This window comes from Streptomyces incarnatus, from assembly GCF_001027185.1.
GTDB classification, from domain to species: Bacteria; Actinomycetota; Actinomycetes; order Streptomycetales; family Streptomycetaceae; genus Streptomyces; species Streptomyces puniciscabiei.
Genome location: NZ_CP011497.1, coordinates 1,002,328 through 1,021,516 on the forward strand (window position 1 = coordinate 1,002,328; position 19,189 = coordinate 1,021,516).

14 protein-coding genes and 2 pseudogenes are annotated in these 19,189 nt (G+C 74.7%); 5 read left to right on the forward strand and 11 right to left on the reverse strand.

Annotated features, from left to right (window positions below):
- Positions 1-10: 10 nt before the first annotated feature.
- The gene (locus ABB07_RS04400; RefSeq protein WP_208897443.1) at positions 11-775 is read left to right on the forward strand and encodes a crotonase/enoyl-CoA hydratase family protein; all 765 of its coding nucleotides are present in this window, start codon (positions 11-13) and stop codon (positions 773-775) included.
- Between the two features lie 291 nt (positions 776-1,066).
- Here the strand turns inward: ABB07_RS04400 and ABB07_RS04405 are convergent, their stop codons facing one another.
- The 4 genes and pseudogenes from ABB07_RS04405 to ABB07_RS04415 all read right to left on the reverse strand — a co-directional run bounded on the left by ABB07_RS04405 (position 1,067) and on the right by ABB07_RS04415 (position 6,053).
- Positions 1,067-2,224, reverse strand: coding sequence for an NAD(P)/FAD-dependent oxidoreductase (locus ABB07_RS04405; protein WP_244189728.1), 1,158 nt, complete (start codon positions 2,222-2,224; stop codon positions 1,067-1,069).
- Positions 2,225-2,458: 234 nt separating this feature from the next.
- Positions 2,459-2,731, reverse strand: a pseudogene (locus ABB07_RS41950) (NAD(P)-binding protein); the annotation flags it as partial.
- A gap of 506 nt (positions 2,732-3,237) precedes the next feature.
- Positions 3,238-4,626 (reverse strand): annotated as a pseudogene (locus tag ABB07_RS04410) (FAD-dependent oxidoreductase); the annotation flags it as partial.
- Entirely contained in the window at positions 4,623-6,053 is a 1,431-nt protein-coding gene (locus ABB07_RS04415; RefSeq protein WP_208897446.1) for an FGGY family carbohydrate kinase, read from the reverse strand. The gene ABB07_RS04415 and the pseudogene ABB07_RS04410, both read right to left, overlap by 4 nt.
- Positions 6,054-6,303: 250 nt before the next feature.
- Here ABB07_RS04415 and ABB07_RS04420 point away from each other — a divergent pair, with 250 nt between their 5' ends.
- From ABB07_RS04420 to ABB07_RS04430, 3 genes are all read left to right on the forward strand, one after another.
- Positions 6,304-7,290, forward strand: coding sequence for a hypothetical protein (locus ABB07_RS04420; protein WP_208897456.1), 987 nt, complete (start codon positions 6,304-6,306; stop codon positions 7,288-7,290).
- A 40-nt stretch (positions 7,291-7,330) separates the two neighbouring features.
- Positions 7,331-8,863, forward strand: a complete 1,533-nt coding sequence (locus ABB07_RS04425; RefSeq protein WP_208897458.1) for an amino acid permease — start codon at positions 7,331-7,333, stop codon at positions 8,861-8,863.
- Between the two features lie 183 nt (positions 8,864-9,046).
- Entirely contained in the window at positions 9,047-10,138 is a 1,092-nt protein-coding gene (locus tag ABB07_RS04430) for a mechanosensitive ion channel family protein (protein ID WP_208897460.1), read from the forward strand.
- A gap of 76 nt (positions 10,139-10,214) precedes the next feature.
- Here the strand turns inward: ABB07_RS04430 and ABB07_RS04435 are convergent, their stop codons facing one another.
- From ABB07_RS04435 to ABB07_RS04445, 3 genes are all read right to left on the reverse strand, one after another.
- Positions 10,215-10,643 carry a DUF7144 family membrane protein gene (locus tag ABB07_RS04435; RefSeq protein ID WP_208897462.1) on the reverse strand — a complete coding sequence of 143 codons (429 nt, stop codon included), beginning with the start codon at positions 10,641-10,643 and terminating at the stop codon, positions 10,215-10,217.
- 33 nt (positions 10,644-10,676) lie between these two features.
- Positions 10,677-11,144, reverse strand: a complete 468-nt coding sequence (locus ABB07_RS04440; RefSeq protein ID WP_208897463.1) for an SHOCT domain-containing protein — start codon at positions 11,142-11,144, stop codon at positions 10,677-10,679.
- Positions 11,145-11,265: 121 nt separating this feature from the next.
- A complete protein-coding gene (locus ABB07_RS04445) occupies positions 11,266-11,913 on the reverse strand; it encodes an HdeD family acid-resistance protein (protein ID WP_208897464.1) in 648 nt (215 codons plus the stop codon).
- A gap of 207 nt (positions 11,914-12,120) precedes the next feature.
- Here ABB07_RS04445 and ABB07_RS04450 point away from each other — a divergent pair, with 207 nt between their 5' ends.
- Positions 12,121-13,530, forward strand: a complete 1,410-nt coding sequence (locus ABB07_RS04450; protein ID WP_208897465.1) for a DUF2252 domain-containing protein — start codon at positions 12,121-12,123, stop codon at positions 13,528-13,530.
- A gap of 69 nt (positions 13,531-13,599) precedes the next feature.
- Here the strand turns inward: ABB07_RS04450 and ABB07_RS04455 are convergent, their stop codons facing one another.
- The 4 genes from ABB07_RS04455 to ABB07_RS04470 all read right to left on the reverse strand — a co-directional run bounded on the left by ABB07_RS04455 (position 13,600) and on the right by ABB07_RS04470 (position 18,864).
- Positions 13,600-13,797, reverse strand: coding sequence for a hypothetical protein (locus tag ABB07_RS04455; protein ID WP_208897466.1), 198 nt, complete (start codon positions 13,795-13,797; stop codon positions 13,600-13,602).
- 104 nt (positions 13,798-13,901) lie between these two features.
- Positions 13,902-14,435, reverse strand: a complete 534-nt coding sequence (locus ABB07_RS04460) for a hypothetical protein (RefSeq protein WP_208897467.1) — start codon at positions 14,433-14,435, stop codon at positions 13,902-13,904.
- 5 nt (positions 14,436-14,440) lie between these two features.
- Positions 14,441-16,180, reverse strand: coding sequence for an MFS transporter (locus ABB07_RS04465; protein WP_425264801.1), 1,740 nt, complete (start codon positions 16,178-16,180; stop codon positions 14,441-14,443).
- A gap of 8 nt (positions 16,181-16,188) precedes the next feature.
- Positions 16,189-18,864, reverse strand: a complete 2,676-nt coding sequence (locus ABB07_RS04470; RefSeq protein WP_208897469.1) for a helix-turn-helix transcriptional regulator — start codon at positions 18,862-18,864, stop codon at positions 16,189-16,191.
- Between the last annotated feature and the right edge of the window lie 325 nt (positions 18,865-19,189).

The following is a 19,189-nucleotide window of genomic DNA, read 5'->3' on the forward strand; positions in this document are numbered from 1 at the left end:
AGGGCTTCCCATGCCGGTCCGCGTGGAGCGCACGGAGCACGTCACCACGGTCGTCCTGTCCCGGCCGGCGGCCCGCAACGCGGTGGACGGTCCCACGGCCGCCGAACTCGCCGCCGCCTTCCGGGAGTTCGAGGCGGACGACACCGCCCGGGTGGCGGTGCTGTGGGGTGAGGGCGGCACGTTCTGCGCGGGGGCGGACCTGAAGGCGATCGGTACCGAGCGCGGCAACCGGGTGGCCGAGGACGGTGACGGGCCGATGGGGCCGACCCGGATGCGGCTGTCCAAGCCGGTGATCGCGGCCGTCGCCGGGCACGCGGTCGCGGGCGGCCTCGAACTCGCCCTGTGGTGCGATCTGCGGGTCGTGGAGGAGGACGCCGTGTTCGGGGTGTTCTGCCGCCGCTGGGGCGTGCCGCTGATCGACGGCGGCACGGTACGGCTGCCCCGGCTGATCGGCACCGGCCGGGCCATGGACATGGTCCTCACCGGCCGCCCCGTACCGGCCCGGGAGGCCCACGAGATGGGGCTCGCGAACCGTGTGGTGCCGACGGGACGCGCCCGCGCCGAGGCCGAGGCGCTGGCCGCTGCCATCGCCCGCTTCCCGCAGGCCTGTCTGCGCAGCGACCGCGCGTCGGTCCTGGACCAGGAGGGGCTGGACGAGGAGACGGCGCTGCGCACTGAACTCCGGTACGGCGCCGGGGTGCTGGCGGAGAGCGCGGAGGGCGCCGCCCGGTTCGCCGCCGGGTCGGGGCGGCACGGGTCGTTCACGGACGTGTGACCGACCGCCGCCGGCCCTCGGACGCTTCCGGCTCGCCGAGCGCGAGGCACAGCCCCTCGATACGGTGCACGTCGCCGCCCTCGGACACTTCCGGCTCGCCGTGCACGAGGCACAGCCATCGACGCGGTACACGTCGCCGCCCTCGGACACTTCCGGCTCGCCGAGCGCGAGGCACAGCCATCGACGCGGTACACGTCGCCGCCCTCGGAGGCTTCCGGTTCGCCGTGCACGAGGCACAGCCCCTCGACGCGGTGCACGTCGCTGCCCTCGGGCACGCCGCGGGCGGCCCGCTCAGCCCGCGCTCACCCGTACCTCGCCGCCCTCCGGGTCGACCCGGCCCGTCCAGCGCGTGGTGAGGGTCAGGGTGCGGTTCGGCAGCGCGGTCCCGAGCGTCGGCCGCTCGCGGTGCAGGAAGCGGCCGTCCTGGTGGACCAGGAGGACGGGGCGGGTCAGCGGGGTGCCGGTGCGCAGGACGTAACGGGCGGGCGGGTCGGCGGGGGTGACGCGGTTCGGGGCGATCCAGCGCAGCGGAGCCTCGACGGCGAGCGGGACTCCCGGGTCCGGCCAGGGGGCGCCCGCCAGGTAGCCCAGGACGGCACCGGCCACCCGGGTCCCCTCGGCGGCCGCGGTACCGGCGGGCTCGACGGCGTGCAGGACGTTCCCGGCGGCGAAGACCCCGGGGCGTGAGGTGCGCAGGGCGCCGTCGACGGCAGGGCCGCGGGTGCCGGGGTCCAGGGCGAGGGCGCCACGGCGGGCGAGTTCGTGATCGGGGACGAAGTCGCCGGTGAACACGACGGTGTCGCAGGCCAGTACCGCCGTACGGCCGTCGCGGTGGCGGACTCGGACGCCGGACAGGCGGCCGTGCCCGAGGAGTTCGGTGACCGTGGTGTGCGTCAGCAGCGGGACGCGGTCGCGCAGCCGGGCCGACCGGGCGCGGGCCCGGTCGGTCTGGGCCCGCGGGTGTTCCGTGACCAGGGCCACGACCTCGGCGCCGGCCGCGCGCACGGTGTCGGCGGCCGCGTACGAGACGTCCTCGGCGCCGACGACGACCGCGCGGGTGCCGACACGCTGCCCGAACAGATGGACCGCCTGCTGCAGTTCACCGGTGGTATAGACACCGGCGGGCCGGGTACCGGGCACCAGCCGGGCGGTGCGCGGCCGTTCGCGGGCCCCGGTGGCCAGTACGACGGCCCGCGCCTCGATGACCTCGGGCCCGCCGGGGCCGACGGCGGTGAGCAGCGTGCCGGTACTCGGTCCGGCGGCGGTGAGCAGCGTGCCGATGCTCGGTCCGGCGGCGCCGGACACCGAACCGGCACCGGACCCGACGGCACCGGACACCGAACCGCTACCGGGGCGGTCAGGGGCCGCGCCGGCCGGCCCGCCCCGGCCGGATGCGGCCGTGCTCGCCTGTACAGCCGGGCTGCTTCCCGCAGGCCCCGCCGCGAGCATCCCCGTCCCGCCCCGTTCCCCAGTGCCCGGCCCCGTTCCGGATCCCCGGGCCACGGCCGGGTCCACATCACCCGGACCCGCCCCGGACGCCCCGACAACCGCAGAACCTCCCACGCCCGGCCCCGCCGCGAACGTCCCGGCCGCCGCACCCCGAACCGAATCGCCTGCCCCCGCCTCCGACGCTCCGGCGGACCCCGGGCCCGGGTCGTCCCCGGACCCCGGCAGCTCCGCGTCGGCCCAGTCCAGGACCGTCACCCCGGTCCGGATCACCGCGCCCGCCCGCTCGGCGGCCTCGGTCAGCAGGCGGGCGTAGGCGGGTCCGGTCAGCGGGCGGGTCCACGTGCCGAAGCCGCCGTGCACACAGTGCCGCGGCACTCCGCCCGCCTCCGCCTCGCGCTCCAGCACCTCCACCCGTCCCACGCCGGAGGCTGCCAGCCGCGCCGCCGCGGCGAGTCCGGCGGGCCCGGCACCGACGACGAGTACGTCGACGCGGCGAGGGTTCGTCATGCCCGCCCCTTCCCGAACGGCTTCCGCCGCCGCACCGGCTCCTCGGCGCACGGCTCTTCCCGCACCGGCTGCTCGGCGCAGGGCTCTCGCCGCACCGGCTCCGCGGCGCCCGAATCCCGCCCCAAAGGCTCTGCGCCGGCCGACTCCCACCCCACCGCCTCACCGGCGCCCGAATCCCCCAAGCGCTCCCCGCCAGCCGACTCCCACCCCACCGCCTCACGGGCGCACGACTCCCGCCCCACCGCCTCCCCGGCGCACAACCCTTCCCCCACCGGCTCCCCGCCAGCCAACTCCCACCCCACCGCCTCACCGGCGCCCGAATCCCGCCCCGCCGCCTCCCCGGCGCACAACCCTTCCCCCACCGGCTCCCCGCCGGTCGGCATGCGCCCCACGGGCTCCCCGCCGGACAGCTCTCGTCGCGGCGACTCCCCGTCCACCGGATCTCGCCGTACCGCATCCCCTCCGGCAGGCCCCCGCGCCGTCGGCTCGGTCTCGGGGAAGCCCCGTTCGAACAGCTCGCGCACCGCCGCGCCGCAGGAGAACCCCTGGCACCGGCCCGCCCGGGCCCGGGTGCGGCGGCGCAGGCCCTCCAGGGTGCGGGGTGGGATCGTGCTCGCGAGGGCGTCGCGGATCTCGCCGCGGGAGACGCGCTCGCAGTGGCAGACGAGGCGGCCGTACTCGGGGTCGGCGGCGATGAGTTCGGGCCGCTGGTAGGGGCGCGGGAAGGCCTCGCCGAGGTTGGGCATGGTCAGCCGGTCCGGCTCACGCACCGGGCCGAGGTCGAGCCCGGTGCCGGCCAGCAGGCCGGTGACGTGGGCGGCGATGGCCATCGACGCGGTCAGGCCGGTGGAGCGGATGCCGCCGACGGTGACGTACGCCTGCTCGGGGTGGGCGGCGATGCGGTAGTCCTCCTGGCCGGTGGCCGCGCGCAGGCCGGCGTAGACGGCGGTGACCTCCTCGTCGAGGAGCGCGGGCAGGACACGTCGGCCCTGGTCCCGCAGTCCGGCCAGGCCTTCGGCGGTGGAACCGGTGGCCCGCTTGTCGTCCAGGTCCTCGGCGGTGGGGCCGAGCAGCACGTTGCCGTAGACGGTCGGCGCGACCAGGACGCCCTTGCCGAGCGCGGTCGGGACGGGCAGCAGGATGTGCCGCACGAGCGGGCGGGCGAACTTGTCGTACACCAGCAGCTGGCCGCGGCGCGGGGTGACGGTGAAGTCCTCGTGGCCGAGCAGCCGGTCGACGGTGTCGGCGTGGAGTCCGGCCGCGTTGACCAGGTGGCGGGCGTGCAGGGTGCCGCGGGAGGTGGTCAGGCGGTGGCCGTGCGGTGCGTGACTGGCCTGCCGGACCGCCGTGTTCAGGTGCAGGTCCACTCCGGCGCGCACCGCCTGGGTGGCGTACGCCAGGGTCGTCGTCCACGGGCAGATGATGCTCTCGCCGGGCACGTGCAGGGCGCCGAGCGCTCCGGGACCGAGGCGGGGCTCGCGGGCGTACAGCGCGCCGGGGCCGAGCAGGCTCGTCTCGTGGTAGCCGTTGCGTCCCGCCTTCTCGGCCAGCCGGGGCAGGGTGGCCAGCTGCTCCTCGTCCCAGGCGACCAGCAGCGCGCCGACCCGTTCGACGGGGATGCCGCAGTCGGCCGCGTAGGCGCGGAGCCGGTCGTGGCCCTCGCGGACCAGCCGGGCCTCCAGGGTTCCCGGGACCGCGTCGAAACCGGTGTGCAGGATCGCGGTGTTGGCCTTGGAGGTGCCCTGCCCGACGTCGTCCTGGGCCTCGACCAGCGCCACCTCCAGGCGGGGATGGCGGGCGAGTTCGCGGGCGATGGCGCAGCCGACCACCCCGGCGCCGACGATCGCGACGTCGTACGTCCGGGTGGGCAGCGGGCCTTCCGCGGTGACGGTCATGAACCGAGCAGCGCCGCCACGGCGGCCCGGAAGCCGGCGCGGCGCTCGGCGGCCTGGTCGGCGGTGACGCGGGGTTCGTACACGGCGGCGGGCTTCCAGTCGGGCAGGGCCTGTTCGACGCCCAGGGCAGGGTCCGCGCCGAGGCGGGCCAGGGCGGCCGCGCCGAGCGCGGTCGCGTCGGGCAGCGCCGAGACCTCGACGGGGCGTTGCAGCAGGTCGGCCTGGGTCTGCATGAGCAGGGCCGAGCGGGTGAGGCCGCCGTCGACGCGGAGGGTGTCCAGGGGGGCGCCGAGGTCGGCGGCGGCCGCGTCGGCGAGCTCGGCGACCTGCGCGGCGATGCCCTCGCACAGGGCCCGCACCAGATGGCCGGGGCCGGTGTCGAGGCCGAGTCCGGTGAGGGAGCCGCGCACGTCGCCGCGCCACCAGGGCGCGGCGAGTCCGGCGAGCGCGGGCACGAAGGTGACGCCGCCGCTGTCGGGGACGGCGCCGCCGACGGGGTCGAGGTCGGCGGCGGAGGAGATGACCCCGAGGTCGCACAGCCAGCGGACGGCGGAGGCCGCGGTGTAGACCTGCCCGTCGAGGCAGTAGCTGGTCGCACCGGCCAGCCGCCAGGCCACGCAGCTGACCAGGCCGGAGGTGCCGCGCCGGGGCCGGCCGCCGGTGTGCGCGAGCAGGAACGCGCCGGTGCCGTAGGTGCACTTGGCGGCGCCGGGTGCGGTGACGCGCTGGGCGAGCAGGGCGGCCTGCTGGTCCACGATCAGCCCGGTCAGCGGGATCTCGCGGCCGAACGCCGTGGTGACGCCGATGTGCTGGGCGTTGTCGGCCGGCCGCGGGAGCCGTTCGTCGGCCAGCCCGTACATCTCCAGCGCCCTCGGCGACCAGCGCGCCGCGTCCAGGTCGAGGAGCTGGGTACGGCCGGCGGTGGCGGCGTCGGTGGCGAAGGCGCCGGTGAGGCGGTGCACCAGCCAGGCGTCGGAGGTGGTGACGACGCCCTCGCGGGTGAGGTGGCGGCGGATCCAGGCCATCTTGGGCGCGGCGAAGTACGGGTCGAGGGGCAGCCCCGTCAGGTGGCGCAACTCCTCGGCGTGCGGCGCGAGTTCGGTGCACACGGTCTCGGCGCGCCGGTCCTGCCACACCAGGGCGTCCGTGAGCGGGCGGCCGTCGGCGGGGTCCCAGGCGAGGACGGTCTCGCCCTGGTTGGCCAGGCCCAGCGCCACGACGTCCTCGCCGGCCTCGGCGAGCGCCCGCCGGCCGGCGTCGACCACGGAGCCGTACAGCTCGGCCGGGTCCACCTCGACCAGCCCGCCCGGCAGGTAGCGGGGACGGACCTCGGCGAAGGCGGATGCCAGGACGCCGCGCTCCGGACAGACCACGAGGGCCTTGGTGCCGGACGTGCCCTGGTCGACGGCGAGCACCGGACCCGTCATCGCTCCTTACCCCACTCCGCACCGAAGATCACCGCGCCAGCCTGCCGCCGCGGCGGGACCGAGTCAAGCACCCCTGGGCATGCAACTGGTCAGCGCAAATGGTTGAGTTGGCAACAATGGCATGGCGAAACCCACGCCTCTATAGTGACCGCCGACCAGCACCCCACACCTCCGTCCCGCCCACAGGAGGGCTGTTGCCACGCCACCCCGCCAGCTCGCCCGCGCGCCAGTGGCCGGGGGCGGACGGCTGATGGCCAGAGAAGGACCCCGTCCCTCCTACGACCCCGCCGGCCCCGACCACGCCCTGCGCGCCGCCCTGCAGGACCTGCGCACCGGCCGCTGGATGGCCATGCGCACGCTGCTCGCGGAGACCGAGCCCGGATGGCGGTGGACCCAGCGCACCCAGGTCCTCGGGGCGGCCGCCGCCGGCACCGATGTGGTGCGCGCCTGGCTCACGGAGGAGCCGGGCAGCGTCCACGCCGCGGTGATGCAGGCCCGGGTCGGGGTGGAACGGGCCCTGCGCGCCCGGCGCGAACGGCACCGCCGTACCCACGAGTTGTGGATCGAGGCCTGGGACGCCGCCCAGTCCGCCACCGTCCTCGCCCCGCGGGACCCGGTGCCCTGGGTGTGCCTGCTGGCGCTGGCGCAGCTCGATCCGGAGCAGCGGTGGGAGGAGCACCGGGTGCCCGCGCCCGAGCCGATGCTGCCGCCGGGGCCCTGGGGGCTGCTGGCCGAGGCCGGCCGGCGCGACCCGTACAACCGGGAGGCCCACCACCGGATGCTGCAGTTCCTGTACGTGCGCGGCGGCTCGGGCCGGATCGCGGAGGCCGCGGGCTACGCCCAGTGGGCCGCCGGGCAGGCGCCGCCCGGCTCGGCGCTGCACCTGCTGCCGCTGTACGTCCGCGTCGAGCGCTACCGGCGCGACAGCGGGCACGACGCGGCGCTCGACCTGCACTGGGTGGCGGAGGACGCGGCCCGCGAGGCGCGGCGCGCCCTGCACTCCTGGTTCGAGCACACCCACGAGGCCGAGCGCGCGCTGCCGGACCTCAACCACCTGGCCCACGCGCTGTGGGGCGCGCTCCAATTCCCCGACGCGACCCGGGTGTTCGACGCCATCGGGCCGTACTTCACGCCCCCGCCCTGGATGTACCGCACGCCCGACCGCGACCGTGCCGTGGAGGTCTTCACCCAGGCCCGGGACCGCTGCCGGGCGGCCGCGGACGGCTCCCGCACCTGAACGGCCCTGTCCCCGCTCCTCTCGACCCGGAGGTCCCCGCATGTCCCCCACCCCCGAGCCCGCGCCCTCCTCGGGCCTGCCCCAGCAGGACGAGGAGAAGCGGCTGCGCGAACTCGGCTACCGGCCGGTGCTGGCGCGCCGCATGGGCGGCTTCGGCAACTTCGCGATCAGCTTCTCGGTGATCTCGATCCTGTCCGGCTGCATGACCCTGTACGGCTTCGGCCTGAACACCGGCGGCCCGGCCGTGATGCTGTGGGGCTGGGCGGGCGTCGGCCTGTTCGTGCTGTGCGTCGGCCTCGCGCTCGCCGAGGTCACCAGCGCCTACCCGACCTCCGGCGCCCTGTACTACATGGCCGACCGGCTCGGCGGCCGGCGCTGGGGCTGGTACACCGGCTGGCTGAACCTGCTCGGTCTGCTCGGCGCGATCGCCGGCATCGACTACGGCGCCGCCCTGTTCACCGGCGCGTTCGCCAACCTCCAGTGGGGCTTCACGCCGACGCCCGGGAAGACCATGCTGATCTTCTGCGCGATCCTGCTGCTCCACGCGGTGCTGAACCTGTTCGGCGTCCGCCTGGTCAGCCTGCTCAACTCGGTCAGCGTGTGGTGGCACCTGGCGGGTGTCGCGCTCATCGTCGGCGCGCTCGCGATCGTCCCCGACCACCACCGGTCGGCGTCCTTCGTGTTCACGAGGTTCGTCAACGAGACCGGCTGGCACAACCCGCTGTACGTGGCGGCGATCGGCCTGCTGCTCGCGCAGTACACGTTCTCCGGTTACGACGCCTCCGCGCACCTGTCCGAGGAGACCTCGCAGGCCTCGGTGTCCGCCGCGCGCGGCATCGTACGGTCCATCTGGGCGTCCTGGATCGCGGGCTTCGTCCTGCTCGCCGGGCTGACCTTCGCCATCCAGGACTACGACGCCACCCGCAACACCGCCACCGGTGTGCCGCCCGCGCAGATCCTGCTCGACGGCCTGGGCACCGGCGGCGCGAGCGCGCTGCTGCTGGTGGTGATCGTCGCCCAGCTGTTCTGCGGCAACGCCGAGGTCGCGGCCGCCAGCCGGATGGTGTTCGCGTTCAGCCGCGACGGCGCGCTGCCGGGCTCGCACCTGTGGCGCACGGTGAGCAGCCGCACCCAGACCCCGGTCGCCGCCGTCTGGCTGTCCGTGGTCGTGGCCGGCGTGCTCGCCCTGCCGTCGCTGTACTCGGCGACGGCGTACAACGCGGTGACGGCCATCAACGTCATCGGCATCACCCCCGCCTACGCCATCCCCGTGCTGCTGCGGCTGCGCGCGGGCGACCGTTTCCGGCCTGGGCCCTGGCATCTGGGCCGCTGGAGCAGGCCGATCGGCTGGATCGCGGTGGTCTGGGTGGCCGGTGTGACGGTGCTGTTCTGCCTGCCGCAGGCCTCGCCGGTCACCGTCGACACGATGAACTACGCGTCGGTGGCGCTCGCCGTCGTCCTGGTCCTCGCGACCGTCTGGTGGTACGTCGCCCGCCGTTCGTACGGCACGCCCACCGCCGCCGCGTACGGCGACGACCGGGATCAGGCCGAACTCGCGGAGGGCATCGTCTGAGCGGCCGCGCGGTGCGGCCGGTCCGGGTGCGAACTGGCGTTCCGGATACGGCAGGATGGGCGATCGCGCCGGTCCCCGGGGTTCACGGGCGGCCGGCGCGATCGCACATCCCGCACATCGAGCAGGTGACAACGTGACGAGACCTCACAACTTGGCAGCAGGCGCGCGCCCCGGAGGTGACCGGTGAACCGCGCGCTGACCCTGGACGACCTCGTCCTCGCCGGAATCGCGGTGGCGGCGGGCCTGTTGCTGGCCTTCCTGTCCCGCACCCTGCTGCGCTGGCTCGCGAAGCACGCCAAGCGGACCCGCTGGAGCGGCGACGACGTCATCGTGGACGCCCTGCGCTCGGTCGTGCCGTGGGCGGCGATCGCGGGCGGTGCGGCGGCGGCCGCGGTCGTGCTCCCGCTGACCCGGACCGTCCAGCACCACGTCGACCAGGTCCTGGAGGTCTGGCTGATCTTCGTGGTCACCCTGTCCGCGGCCCGGGTGATCGCGGGTCTGGTCCGTACGGTCACCCAGTCCCGCTCGGGCGTGGCGGGCTCGGCGACCATCTTCGTCAACATCACCCGGGTCCTGGTCCTGGCCATCGGCTTCCTGGTGGTCCTGCAGACCCTCGGCATCTCCATCGCGCCCCTGCTGACCGCCCTGGGCGTCGGCGGTCTGGCGGTCGCCCTCGCCCTGCAGGACACCCTCGCCAACCTCTTCGCCGGCATCCACATCCTGGCCTCCAAGACGGTCCAGCCGGGCGACTACATCCGGCTCGGCAGCGGCGAGGAGGGGTACGTCGTCGACATCAACTGGCGTCAGACGACCGTCCGCCAGCTCTCCAACAACCTGGTGGTCATCCCCAACGGCCAGCTCGCCAAGGCCAACATGACCAACTACACGCATCCCGAGCAGCGGCTGACGGTGCTGGTGCAGGCCGGCGTCGGCTACGACTCCGACCTGGAGCACGTGGAGCGGGTCACCGCGGAGGTCGTCGCCGAGACCATGCGCGAGGTCGAGGGTGCCGTACCGGAACACGAACCCGCCATCCGCTTCCACACGTTCGGCGACTCCCGCATCGGCTTCACGGTGGTCCTCGGCGTCGGCGAGTTCAGCGACCAGTACCGCATCAAGCACGAGTTCATCAAGCGCCTGCACCGCCGCTACCGCGCGGAGGGCATCTCCATCCCCGCCCCCACCCGGACGGTGGCGCTGCAGCAGGGTGCGGTGGTGATCCCGCAGCAGCGGAGCCCGGAGGACAGGGCGGCGGGGCCCGTCCGGGGCGACTAGGGCGGGTCAGCACCGGCCGGCCCGCACGGCCCGGAGTCGGGGTCGTGCGGGCCGGCCGGTGCGGCTCGGCCCCCTGTCACGGGCTCTCCATGGACTCCCTCCCCTGCACCACGCACAGGGCCCAGATGATGAAGCCGGACAGGGCGATCATCACGACGGACCACACCGGGTAGTACGGCAGGGACAGGAAGTTGGCGATGATCACCAGCCCGGCGATGGCCACGCCGGCGACGCGCGCCCACATCGAGGGTGTGAACAGGCCGAAGCTGACGATCACGGCGATCGCGCCCAGGACCAGATGGATCCAGCCCCAGCTGGTGAGGTCGAACTTGAAGACGTAGTTCGGCGTCGTCACGAAGACGTTGTCCTGGGCGATCGCCATGATGCCCCGGAAGATCCCGAGCAGCCCGGCGAGCAGCAGCATGACACCGGCGAAGGCCGTCAGGCCGCCCGCCCAGGCCTGCCGGGTGCTGGTGTGGGCGCGAGCGGAGGGGGTCGTGGTCATAGGGGGCCTCGATTCGGATCTCGTGGGCGCGCCTCAGCGCCCGGAGGGGGCGTGGAAGGTGTCGGAAGGCCGGGCCGACCCGGCACCGCTGAGGACCAGCTCCTTGGCCCTGCGGAACTCGTCGTCGGTGATCTCACCGCGGGAGCGCATGGCGGAGAGCTTGGCGAGCTCGTCGGCGCTGCTGGGGGCGGCCGTACCCTGCGCGGTCTGCCGGACATAGGAGTCGAAGGCCTCCTGCTGGGCGCGCGCCTGCGCCACCTCCCGCTCCCCCATGCCCTTGCCGCGGGCGATCAGGTAGACCAGGACGCCCAGGAAGGGGACCACGATCACGAAGAGTGTCCAGGCGGCCTTGGCCCAGCCGTTCATGCCGTCGTCGCGGAAGACGTCGACGATGACCCGGAACAGCAGGACGAACCACATGATCCACAGGAAGAACACCAGCATGGACCAGAAGACACCCAGCACCGGATAGTCGTACGCGAGGTAGGTCTGCGCGCTCATCTCTTTCCTCCGTCCGGGGCACCCGGCCCACGGGGTTCGCCGGGCCGGTCTCTGCCGTTCTCACCATGCACACGGTGAGAACGGCACGACCTCACCCGGGACGGGTGATCGTGCGTCCGGGTCAGTCGACGCGGCCGGGTGCCCCCGGCAGCGAGTCGACCCTGCGCAGCGCGGTCCGCCAGGCGAAGGCGACCACCGACTCGACCAGGCCCAGCAGCACGAGCCACAGACCGAGCAGCCGGGTCAGCGCCCGCGCCGACTCGGCGGGCAGCGCGAGCACCACGATCCCGGCCACGACGCCGAGCAGTGCGGCACCCAGCACGGCACCCCGGTGCGGCAGGTCCTTCGCGGCGAGGGCCGGGTAGAGGGTGAGCAGGCCGGACACCAGCCACACGAGTCCGACGACCAGCGTCAGCGCGGTGACGGTCTGCAGCGGATGGCGCAGGCAGAGCACGCCGGCCAGGACGTACAGCACGGCGACCAGCAGGCCGGCCAACCGGTCCGCGTGGTCCTCCCGCGCGAACGCCGTCACGAACCGGATCACGCCGCCGAGCAGCAGGTACAGGCCGATGACGACGGCGAGGACGTGCAGCGTCTCGTCCGGCCAGACGAGGATCAGCACGCCCGCCACGAGCGTCACGACCGCCGACGCCAGGATCCAGGTCCAGGAGCGGGCGAGCACCGTCATCGCCTGTGCGGGGCCGTTCGCCGCCGCGCCGGGCGAATACGGCGTCCCGGCTCGCGGTTCTTGTCCACGCGGCTCGGTCATGGCTCCTCCTCGCGCGCTTGGCGCGGGCCGCGCGACGGACCGCCGACGGGGCGGCCCACGGCCCTGGAGAGGACAGCATTCCCAGGGCGGGGCGGGCACCGGATCACCCGCCGCGGGTGATCCCTCGGGCCGGACCGGGCGGTGGGGTGGAGCGCACGGTCCTGCGGCCGGCCGCAGGACCAGGAGGGTGGACCAGGAGGGTGGATCATGACCGCACCGAGCGCCGTCACCGTCGCCCTGTCGCCGGCCGACCGAGCGGCCCGGGGCAGGAGGGCGCGCAGGCGCGCGCCGCGCTCGGTCCACGGCGTGTTCGAGGCCGCGCCGGACCGGCCGGACGTGGTCGACGTGCTGGAGCGGCAGGCGGCCACCCGCGTTGCGGAGCTGGTGCCGATCCGCTACGGCCGCATGCTCGCGTCCCCCTTCCGCTTCTACCGGGGCGCGGCGGCGGTCATGGCGGCGGACCTGGCCCCGCTGCCCCGGACCGGGCTGGAGGTCCAGTTGTGCGGGGACGCCCATCTGCTGAACTTCGGGCTGCTGGCCTCGCCGGAACGGCATCTGGTGTTCGACATCAACGACTTCGACGAGACGTTCCCGGGCCCGTTCGAATGGGACGTCAAGCGGCTGGCGGCCAGTCTCGCCGTCGCGGGGCGGGAGAACGGGTTCACGCGGCAGGAGCAGGACGAGGCGGTACGCACGTGCGTGCGGGCCTACCGGCAACGGATGCGGGAGTTCGCCGGCATGCGCACCCTGGACATCTGGTACGCCCGGGACGACGCCGACCGGCTGCGCGGGCTCCTGGCCGCCTCGATGGACGAGGAGAGCAGGCGTCGTACGGCCGAAGCCGCCGCCCGCGCCCGTTCCCGGACGCAGCTGCGGGCCTTCGCCAAACTCACCCGGCGTACGCCCGAGGGCCGCCGGATCGCCGCGGACCCGCCGCTGCTCACCCCCCTGCGGGAGCTGCGCGGCGAGACCTCCACCGACGAGGAGCACAAGACGCTCCAGGCGCTGCTGGAGTCGTACGCGCGCACCCTGCCCCCGGACCGGCGCCACCTGCTGCGGCACTACCGGCTGGTGGACATGGCGCGGAAGGTGGTGGGGGTCGGCAGTGTCGGCACCCGCTGCTGGGTCCTGCTGCTGCTCGGCCGGGACGACGACGATCCGCTGCTGTTGCAGGCCAAGGAGGCCCAGGAGTCGGTGCTCGCGGCGCACACGGGCGGCGAGCGGTACGACAACCAGGGCCGCAGGGTGGTGGACGGCCAGCGGCTCCTGCAGGCGGCCGGTGACATCTTCCTGGGCTGGACGCGCGTGGTGGGCCTCGACGGACGCGAGCGGGACTTCTACGTCCGGCAGTTGTGGGACTGGAAGGGCAGCCTCCGGCCGGAGCACTGGGGCCCCGATCTGCTGAGCCTGTCCGGCCGGGTGTGCGGGGCCGCCCTGGCGCGGGCCCATGCGCGCTCCGGTGATCCCGTCGCCATCGCCGCCTATCTCGGCGGCGGGGACCGCTTCGACCGCGCGCTGTGCGGGTTCGCGCAGGCCTACGCGGACCGCACCGAGCGGGACTTCGAGGCGCTGGGCGGGGCGGTCCGCGCGGGCCGGATCGTCGCGGCCGATCTGTGAGGGACGTCCGCTCTGTGAGGGACGTCCGCTCTGTGAGGGACGTCCGCCGGGCCTGTCCGCGGGTGCCGCTCACTCCGGCAGCTGCCGCATCTCCACGACCCGGAGTCCCAGCGACTGGCAGCGGTTCAGCAGCCCGTAGAGCTGCGCCTCGTCGATGATGGGGCCGAACAGCACCGTCTGACCGGACATCATCACGTGATCCAGCTCCGGGAAGGCCTCGGTGAGGATCTCCGACATCTGTCCATCGACGCGGATCTCGTAGCGCATGGGCCGTTCTCCCGCCGCGGGCCTGCTGCCGTCTTGCCCCCGATCCTGCTCCGCCCGGCCGCACCGGGCCTCACCCGGCACAGGTGATCCGGGGAGGCCGGGACTCAGTGCGTCAGAGCGATCTTGAAGGTGATGATCGCCAGGCCGAGCAGCAGATTGACCGCGGCGGTGCCCGCCACCAGGCGCCAGGACGCCCCCGCCTGCCGTGCGCCGGCCGCGGACCAGCCCACCTGGCCGGTCACGGCGACGGCGACCGCCAGCCAGATCGCGCCGTCGACGTCCAGGCCGAGCAGCGGGCTGACGGCGACGGCGAGGGCGGGCGGCACGGCCGCCTTGACGATCGGCCATTCTTCGGCGCACACCCGCAGGACGGTCGGCCGGTCCAGGGCCTGTTGCGCCAGACGGGCCCCGAACAGCTGGGCGTGGACGTGCCCCACCCAGAAGACGAGGCCGGTGAGCAGCAGCAGGACGACCAGTTCCGCGCGGGGGAACTTCCCCAGCGCACCGGCGCCGATCACCACCGACGCCGCGAGCATCGATCCGTAGACGGCACCCGTGTAGTCGGCGTGGGCACGGCGCTCCGCACGACGTTCCCGGGCCGTGGCGCGGCCGGTCGCGGGCGTCCCCGTTGCCTTCATGCCCCCTACTCCATGGCGCTCGCGACACCGGCCGGTGCGCCGCCCTGCGCGGGGCGCCCACGGCGGGCCGGCGCGGTCGGCAGGTGCGGGGTGACGAGGAGGCTCGCGAGGGTGATCCCGCCGGTGGCGAGGATGGCCGCCTTCAGGCCGTCGAGCTGTGCCGAGGCGTACGCGGAGGTGAGGGCGTCGACCTCGGACGGTGGCAGTCCGGCGCGCTGGGCGCCCGCGCGGACCTGGTCGGTGGGCACGAAGCTGATCCCGGCCTGCAGGCGAACGCTGGTCTGCTGCTTGGTCTGGGCCGACAGCTGGGGATGGCTCTCCACGCCGGCGGTGAACGCGTGCGCCAGCGCGCCGATGAGCATCGACCCGATGAGCGCGGTACCCAGCGCGGAACCCAGGTTCTGCGCCGTGAACTGCAGGCCGCCGACCTCGCTGCGCTCCGCCTCGCCGGCGCTCGACTGGACGACGTTGCCGAGCTGGGAGGCGAGCAGCCCCATGCCGATGCCGAGCACCGCCATGGCGCCGGCGAACTGCGCGTCGTCGATCTTCGGCTCGATGGTGGCGAGCAGCCACACGATGGCCGCGGCCAGCGTCAGCAGGCCCAGCCGCACGACCCGGCGCGGCCCCATGGTGCGGCCGAGCCTGGCGGCGCCGAGGGAGGTGACGAGCATCGTGACGGACACCGGCAGCAGCCTGAGCCCCGTCTGGAAGGCGTCGAATCCCTGCACCACCTGCAGGTACAGCGGAATGGTGAAGAACAGTCCGAGCAGGATCAGGTTCTGGCTGAGCAGGGTGAGCAGACCGGAGCGCAGCGGCGGCCGGCCGAACAGGGACAGGTGCACCAGGGGATCGGCGCCCGAGGCCTCCCGCCTGCGGTCCCAGCGCACGAACAGGGCCAGCACGGCCACCCCGGCGGCGACGACGAAGAGGGTGGGCGCGAAGCCCAGAACGGTGAAGGGCGGGTTGCGCGGGTGCACCCAGCCCCAGGTGCTGCTCTGCAGCACACCGAGCACGCCCAGCCCCAGTCCGCCGGCCGAGAGCACCGCGCCGACGACGTCCAGCCGGGGCGGCGGTCCGGTCCGCGCGGCCTCCTTGACGACCCGGTGGCACAGCAGGACGGCGAGGACGACCACGACCTCGCCCGCGAAGACGAGCCGCCAGGTCAGATACGTCGTCACCCAGCCGCCCAGCAGCGGGCCCACCGCGATGCCGGCACCCGCGAGGCCGCCGATCACGCCGTAGGCGACGGCACGGTCCCGGCCGCGGTAGGCCTCGGCGACCAGGGCCGCCATCGCGGGCAGCACCATCGCGGCGCCGAGCCCCTCGATCACCGACCAGCCGAGGGCGAGCACCCACAGGGTGGGCGCCAGGGCGGTGAGCGCCGAGCCGGTGCCGTAGACGATCAGTCCGAGCAGGAACAGACGGCGGCGGCCGTGGATGTCGCCGAGCCTGCCCCCGATGAGCATGAACGCCGCCATGACCAGTGCGTACAGGGTGATGACGGCCTGGATGGCGGTGACCTCGGTGTGGAAGTCCGCGACCAGTTGGCTGATGGAGACGTTCATGACGGAGGTGTCCAGGACCATCAGGAACTGGGCCGTGCCCAGCACCATCAGGGTGCGCCAGTGTCCCATGGGTTCCACCGCCTCGCCGAGTGTTCCCGCCCCCTCAGGGGAACGGGAGGTGCCGCCGCGCGCCTCACCCGCCGCGGGCGAGACACCCGGACACGGTGAGCCCGGTCGGATCAGCCCGGTCAGATCAGCCCGTGGTCGCGGGCCCGGCGCACCGCCTCGGCGCGGCAGTTCGCGCCGAGTTTCCGGTAGGCGCTCTTGAGGTGGGTCTTGACCGTGTTGACCGAGACGTACAGGTCGGCGGCGATCTCCTCCGTGGACATCAGGTCGGCCAGCCTGCCCACGACCTCGCGTTCGCGTCCGCTCAGTTCCTCGACCACCGGGGACGAGGCCTCCTCGGCCGCCCCCGGACTGCCGCGCGGGGTGAGCCAGCCGGCCGCCAGGCCCTGCAGCGGCGGTGTGTCCAGCAGGTGCCGGATCCCCGGTCCCGCTTCGAGGAACGGGCGCCGCAGCCGTTCCCGCCGGGCCTCCCGCAGTGCCCTGGCGAGCACTCTGCGCGCGGTGCCGGCGTCGGACTCCCGAGTGGCCTCGGCGCGCACCAGCGCGGCCCGGACGATCGTTCCCGGGCCGGTACGGCCCTGCGTCCGCACGTCGTCGAGCAGGTCCACCGCCGCTTCCCGGTCGCCGGCGGCGAGCCGGGCCCAGGCCATCTCCGCCGCGCACGCGTACGCACCGTCGCGGGAGACGTCGTCGAGCACCTTCAGGGCGCTGTCCGGGCGGCCCTCGGCCAGCTGCGCCGCGGAGGCGACCAGCGCCGTCTGCGCCCGCGCCCAGGGGGAGGTCGCCAGGGCCGGTACGGCGGGGTCGGCCGCCGCCGCGGCGGCCCGCGGCTCACCCCGCGACAGCAGCAGCCGTGCCGTCGCCAGGGACCGGCCGGCGGCCGTCACCGGGTCGCGCGGGACTCCCGCGTCCGCCGCCTCGTCCAACAGGGCCTGGGCGTCGCCCAGTTCGCCGCGCTCGACGGCCACGGCCGCCAGCACCAGCTGCCCGAGGCCCGAGCCGCAGGAGTGGGGGCGCTCGAGGCCGTACTTCTCCGCTTCCCGCCGGGCCGCCCGTGCCGTGTGCTCCGCCCGGCACAGCCGGCCGTCGAGGTAGTCGATCAGCGCCAGTTGTCCGAGGGCGTCCTCGCGCGGCAGTGCCGTGGAGACGCCACTGGGGCACGCGACCACCTGGGCGAGGACGGCGCGCGCGTCGTCGAAGCGCCCGGCCCACAGCCGCGCCGAGCCCAGGTGGGTCAGCAGCAGGGCGGTGAACTCTGGGTGCTTGTCCAGCAGTTGGGCGGAGACCTCGCCCCGCAGTTCCTCGGCCGCCGCCACGGCCCGCTCGGCCATGCCCGGCGAACCGGTCAGCCGGGCCGCCAGGGACTGCAGCAGCAGGCAGCTCAGCCGGCCCGCCGGGTCCGGCTCCGCGGCGAGGCGCTTCTCGGCCCGGCGCAGCTGGACCAGGCCGTGTTCCACGTCGTACGCGGACAGGTCGCGGGCGGCGCGCACGAGGTCCGCCGCGGCGGTCGTCGCCTCGGGTCCCATCCGGGAGAACAGCTCGACGAGCTCGCTCGCGCGCAGCCCGGTGAAGAGCCGGCCGATCGCCAGGTCGTCGACGAGGGCCTGGGCGGCGAAGTTCCAGTCGCCCGCGGCGGCGCCGTGCGCCAGTGCCTCGGCGAGGGCGCCGGAGTCGCGCAGCCACCGCGCGGCGCGCCGGTGCAGTTCGGTCTCGAGCCCGGGCGAGCGCACCCTCAGATGGACCCGCAGGATCTCGCCGAACAGCGGGTGCAGGCGGTACCACGAGTGCCCGAGGTCCTCCACGAACGCGTTCTGGCCGTGCAGTGCGGCGAGGTCCTGTTCGGCACCGCCGCGCCCGGTCAGCTCCGCCACCAGGGCGGGGGTGAACCGCTCCACGACGCTGACGCGCAGCAGCAGGTCCTGGGTGCGGACCGGCTGCCGTTTCAGCACCTCGGCCAGCAGGAAGTCGGCGATCGGGCTCCGGCCCGCCTCGAAGTCCTTCAGATACGTCTCCGGGTCCGGGCTCTGCGGGGCGGCCAGGGCGCACAGGCGCAGCCCGGCGGCCCAGCCCCTGGTGCGCTCCACCAGGGCGCGGGTGGCCTCCGCGGGAAGCCGCAGCCCGTGCCGGTCCAGGAGCGCGGCGGCCTCGTCCACGGTGAAGGCCAACTCGGCGTCCCGGATCTCGGTCATGGCCCCGGCCGCCCGGTAGCGGTGCAGCGGCAGCAGCGGCTCGGTGCGGGTGACGAGGACCAGGCGCAGCCCCTGTCCGGCGTGGTGCAGGACGAACTCCAGCTGTTCCGCGATCCGCGCGGAGGTCACCCGGTCGAACTCGTCCAGCACGAGGACGACCGGCCGCTCCCGCGCGCTCAGTTCGTCGGCGAGCCGGGCCAGCAGCTTGTGGTCCACGCGGTGCGCCTCGCCCGGACAGCCGAGATCGGCCGGGAGCGGCACCTCGGCGGCCCGCAGGGCCTGCAGCACATAGGCCCAGAAGACTCCGCAGCCCTGGCTTCCCGCCTCGTTGGTGAGCCAGGCCACCGGTTGTCCGAGCCGGGCCGCCCAGTCCGCGACCAGCAGCGTCTTGCCCGCGCCGGCCGAGCCGTTGACCATCGTCAGGGGGGTCTCGAAGGCCTGGTCGAGGCGTTCGGCGAGCCGCGGGCGCCGCAGGAACGTGGCCGGTGTGGCCGGCAGGGCGAACCGGGTCTGCAGGAACGGCTCTCCCAGGGGATCGACGCGGGGACCGGCCGATCGCCCCGTGATCTCGTGCCGCGTGGTCACAGGGTCACCCCCTGTCCTCGGCATGCGGAGCGGACTCCACCCGATCAGGATCCCAGCTTTCCGGCCCGCACGCAGATCGCACCGGCCCGGGCGGCCCGTCCGCGCCTCCCGCACCGCCCCAGGGGGTCCTTGTGGGGGCCCGCGGTCGTCGGCCGCCGAGGGCGCGCTGCGCCTGCCGAGTGGCCGTCGGCGAGCGAGGGCCGCCGGCACGCCCTGCCCGGACCGGGCGCGGTCCGCCACCAGCACCCGTCCCGCGCTCGCCCCGCGCCCAGCCCGGTCGGCCGTCAGCGCCCGTCCCGCACCCCCCGATCCGCCATAGCGCCCGGCCCGATCCGCCGTCAGCACCCGG

What these genes read in the sequence shown, in the direction of transcription:
- ABB07_RS04460 (WP_208897467.1), bottom strand. Translation starts at nt 14,435, where the DNA reads ATGAAGGCAACGGGGACGCCCGCGACCGGCCGCGCCACGGCCCGGGAA.
- ABB07_RS04435 (WP_208897462.1), bottom strand. Translation starts at nt 10,643, where the DNA reads ATGACCACGACCCCCTCCGCTCGCGCCCACACCAGCACCCGGCAGGCC.
- ABB07_RS04445 (WP_208897464.1), bottom strand. Translation starts at nt 11,913, where the DNA reads ATGACCGAGCCGCGTGGACAAGAACCGCGAGCCGGGACGCCGTATTCG.
- ABB07_RS04455 (WP_208897466.1), bottom strand. Translation starts at nt 13,797, where the DNA reads ATGCGCTACGAGATCCGCGTCGATGGACAGATGTCGGAGATCCTCACC.
- ABB07_RS04415 (WP_208897446.1), bottom strand. Translation starts at nt 6,053, where the DNA reads ATGACGGGTCCGGTGCTCGCCGTCGACCAGGGCACGTCCGGCACCAAG.
- ABB07_RS04400 (WP_208897443.1), top strand. Translation starts at nt 11, where the DNA reads ATGCCGGTCCGCGTGGAGCGCACGGAGCACGTCACCACGGTCGTCCTG.
- ABB07_RS04425 (WP_208897458.1), top strand. Translation starts at nt 7,331, where the DNA reads ATGTCCCCCACCCCCGAGCCCGCGCCCTCCTCGGGCCTGCCCCAGCAG.
- ABB07_RS04450 (WP_208897465.1), top strand. Translation starts at nt 12,121, where the DNA reads ATGACCGCACCGAGCGCCGTCACCGTCGCCCTGTCGCCGGCCGACCGA.
- ABB07_RS04420 (WP_208897456.1), top strand. Translation starts at nt 6,304, where the DNA reads ATGGCCAGAGAAGGACCCCGTCCCTCCTACGACCCCGCCGGCCCCGAC.
- ABB07_RS04470 (WP_208897469.1), bottom strand. Translation starts at nt 18,864, where the DNA reads ATGCCGAGGACAGGGGGTGACCCTGTGACCACGCGGCACGAGATCACG.
- ABB07_RS04405 (WP_244189728.1), bottom strand. Translation starts at nt 2,224, where the DNA reads ATGCTCGCGGCGGGGCCTGCGGGAAGCAGCCCGGCTGTACAGGCGAGC.
- ABB07_RS04440 (WP_208897463.1), bottom strand. Translation starts at nt 11,144, where the DNA reads ATGAGCGCGCAGACCTACCTCGCGTACGACTATCCGGTGCTGGGTGTC.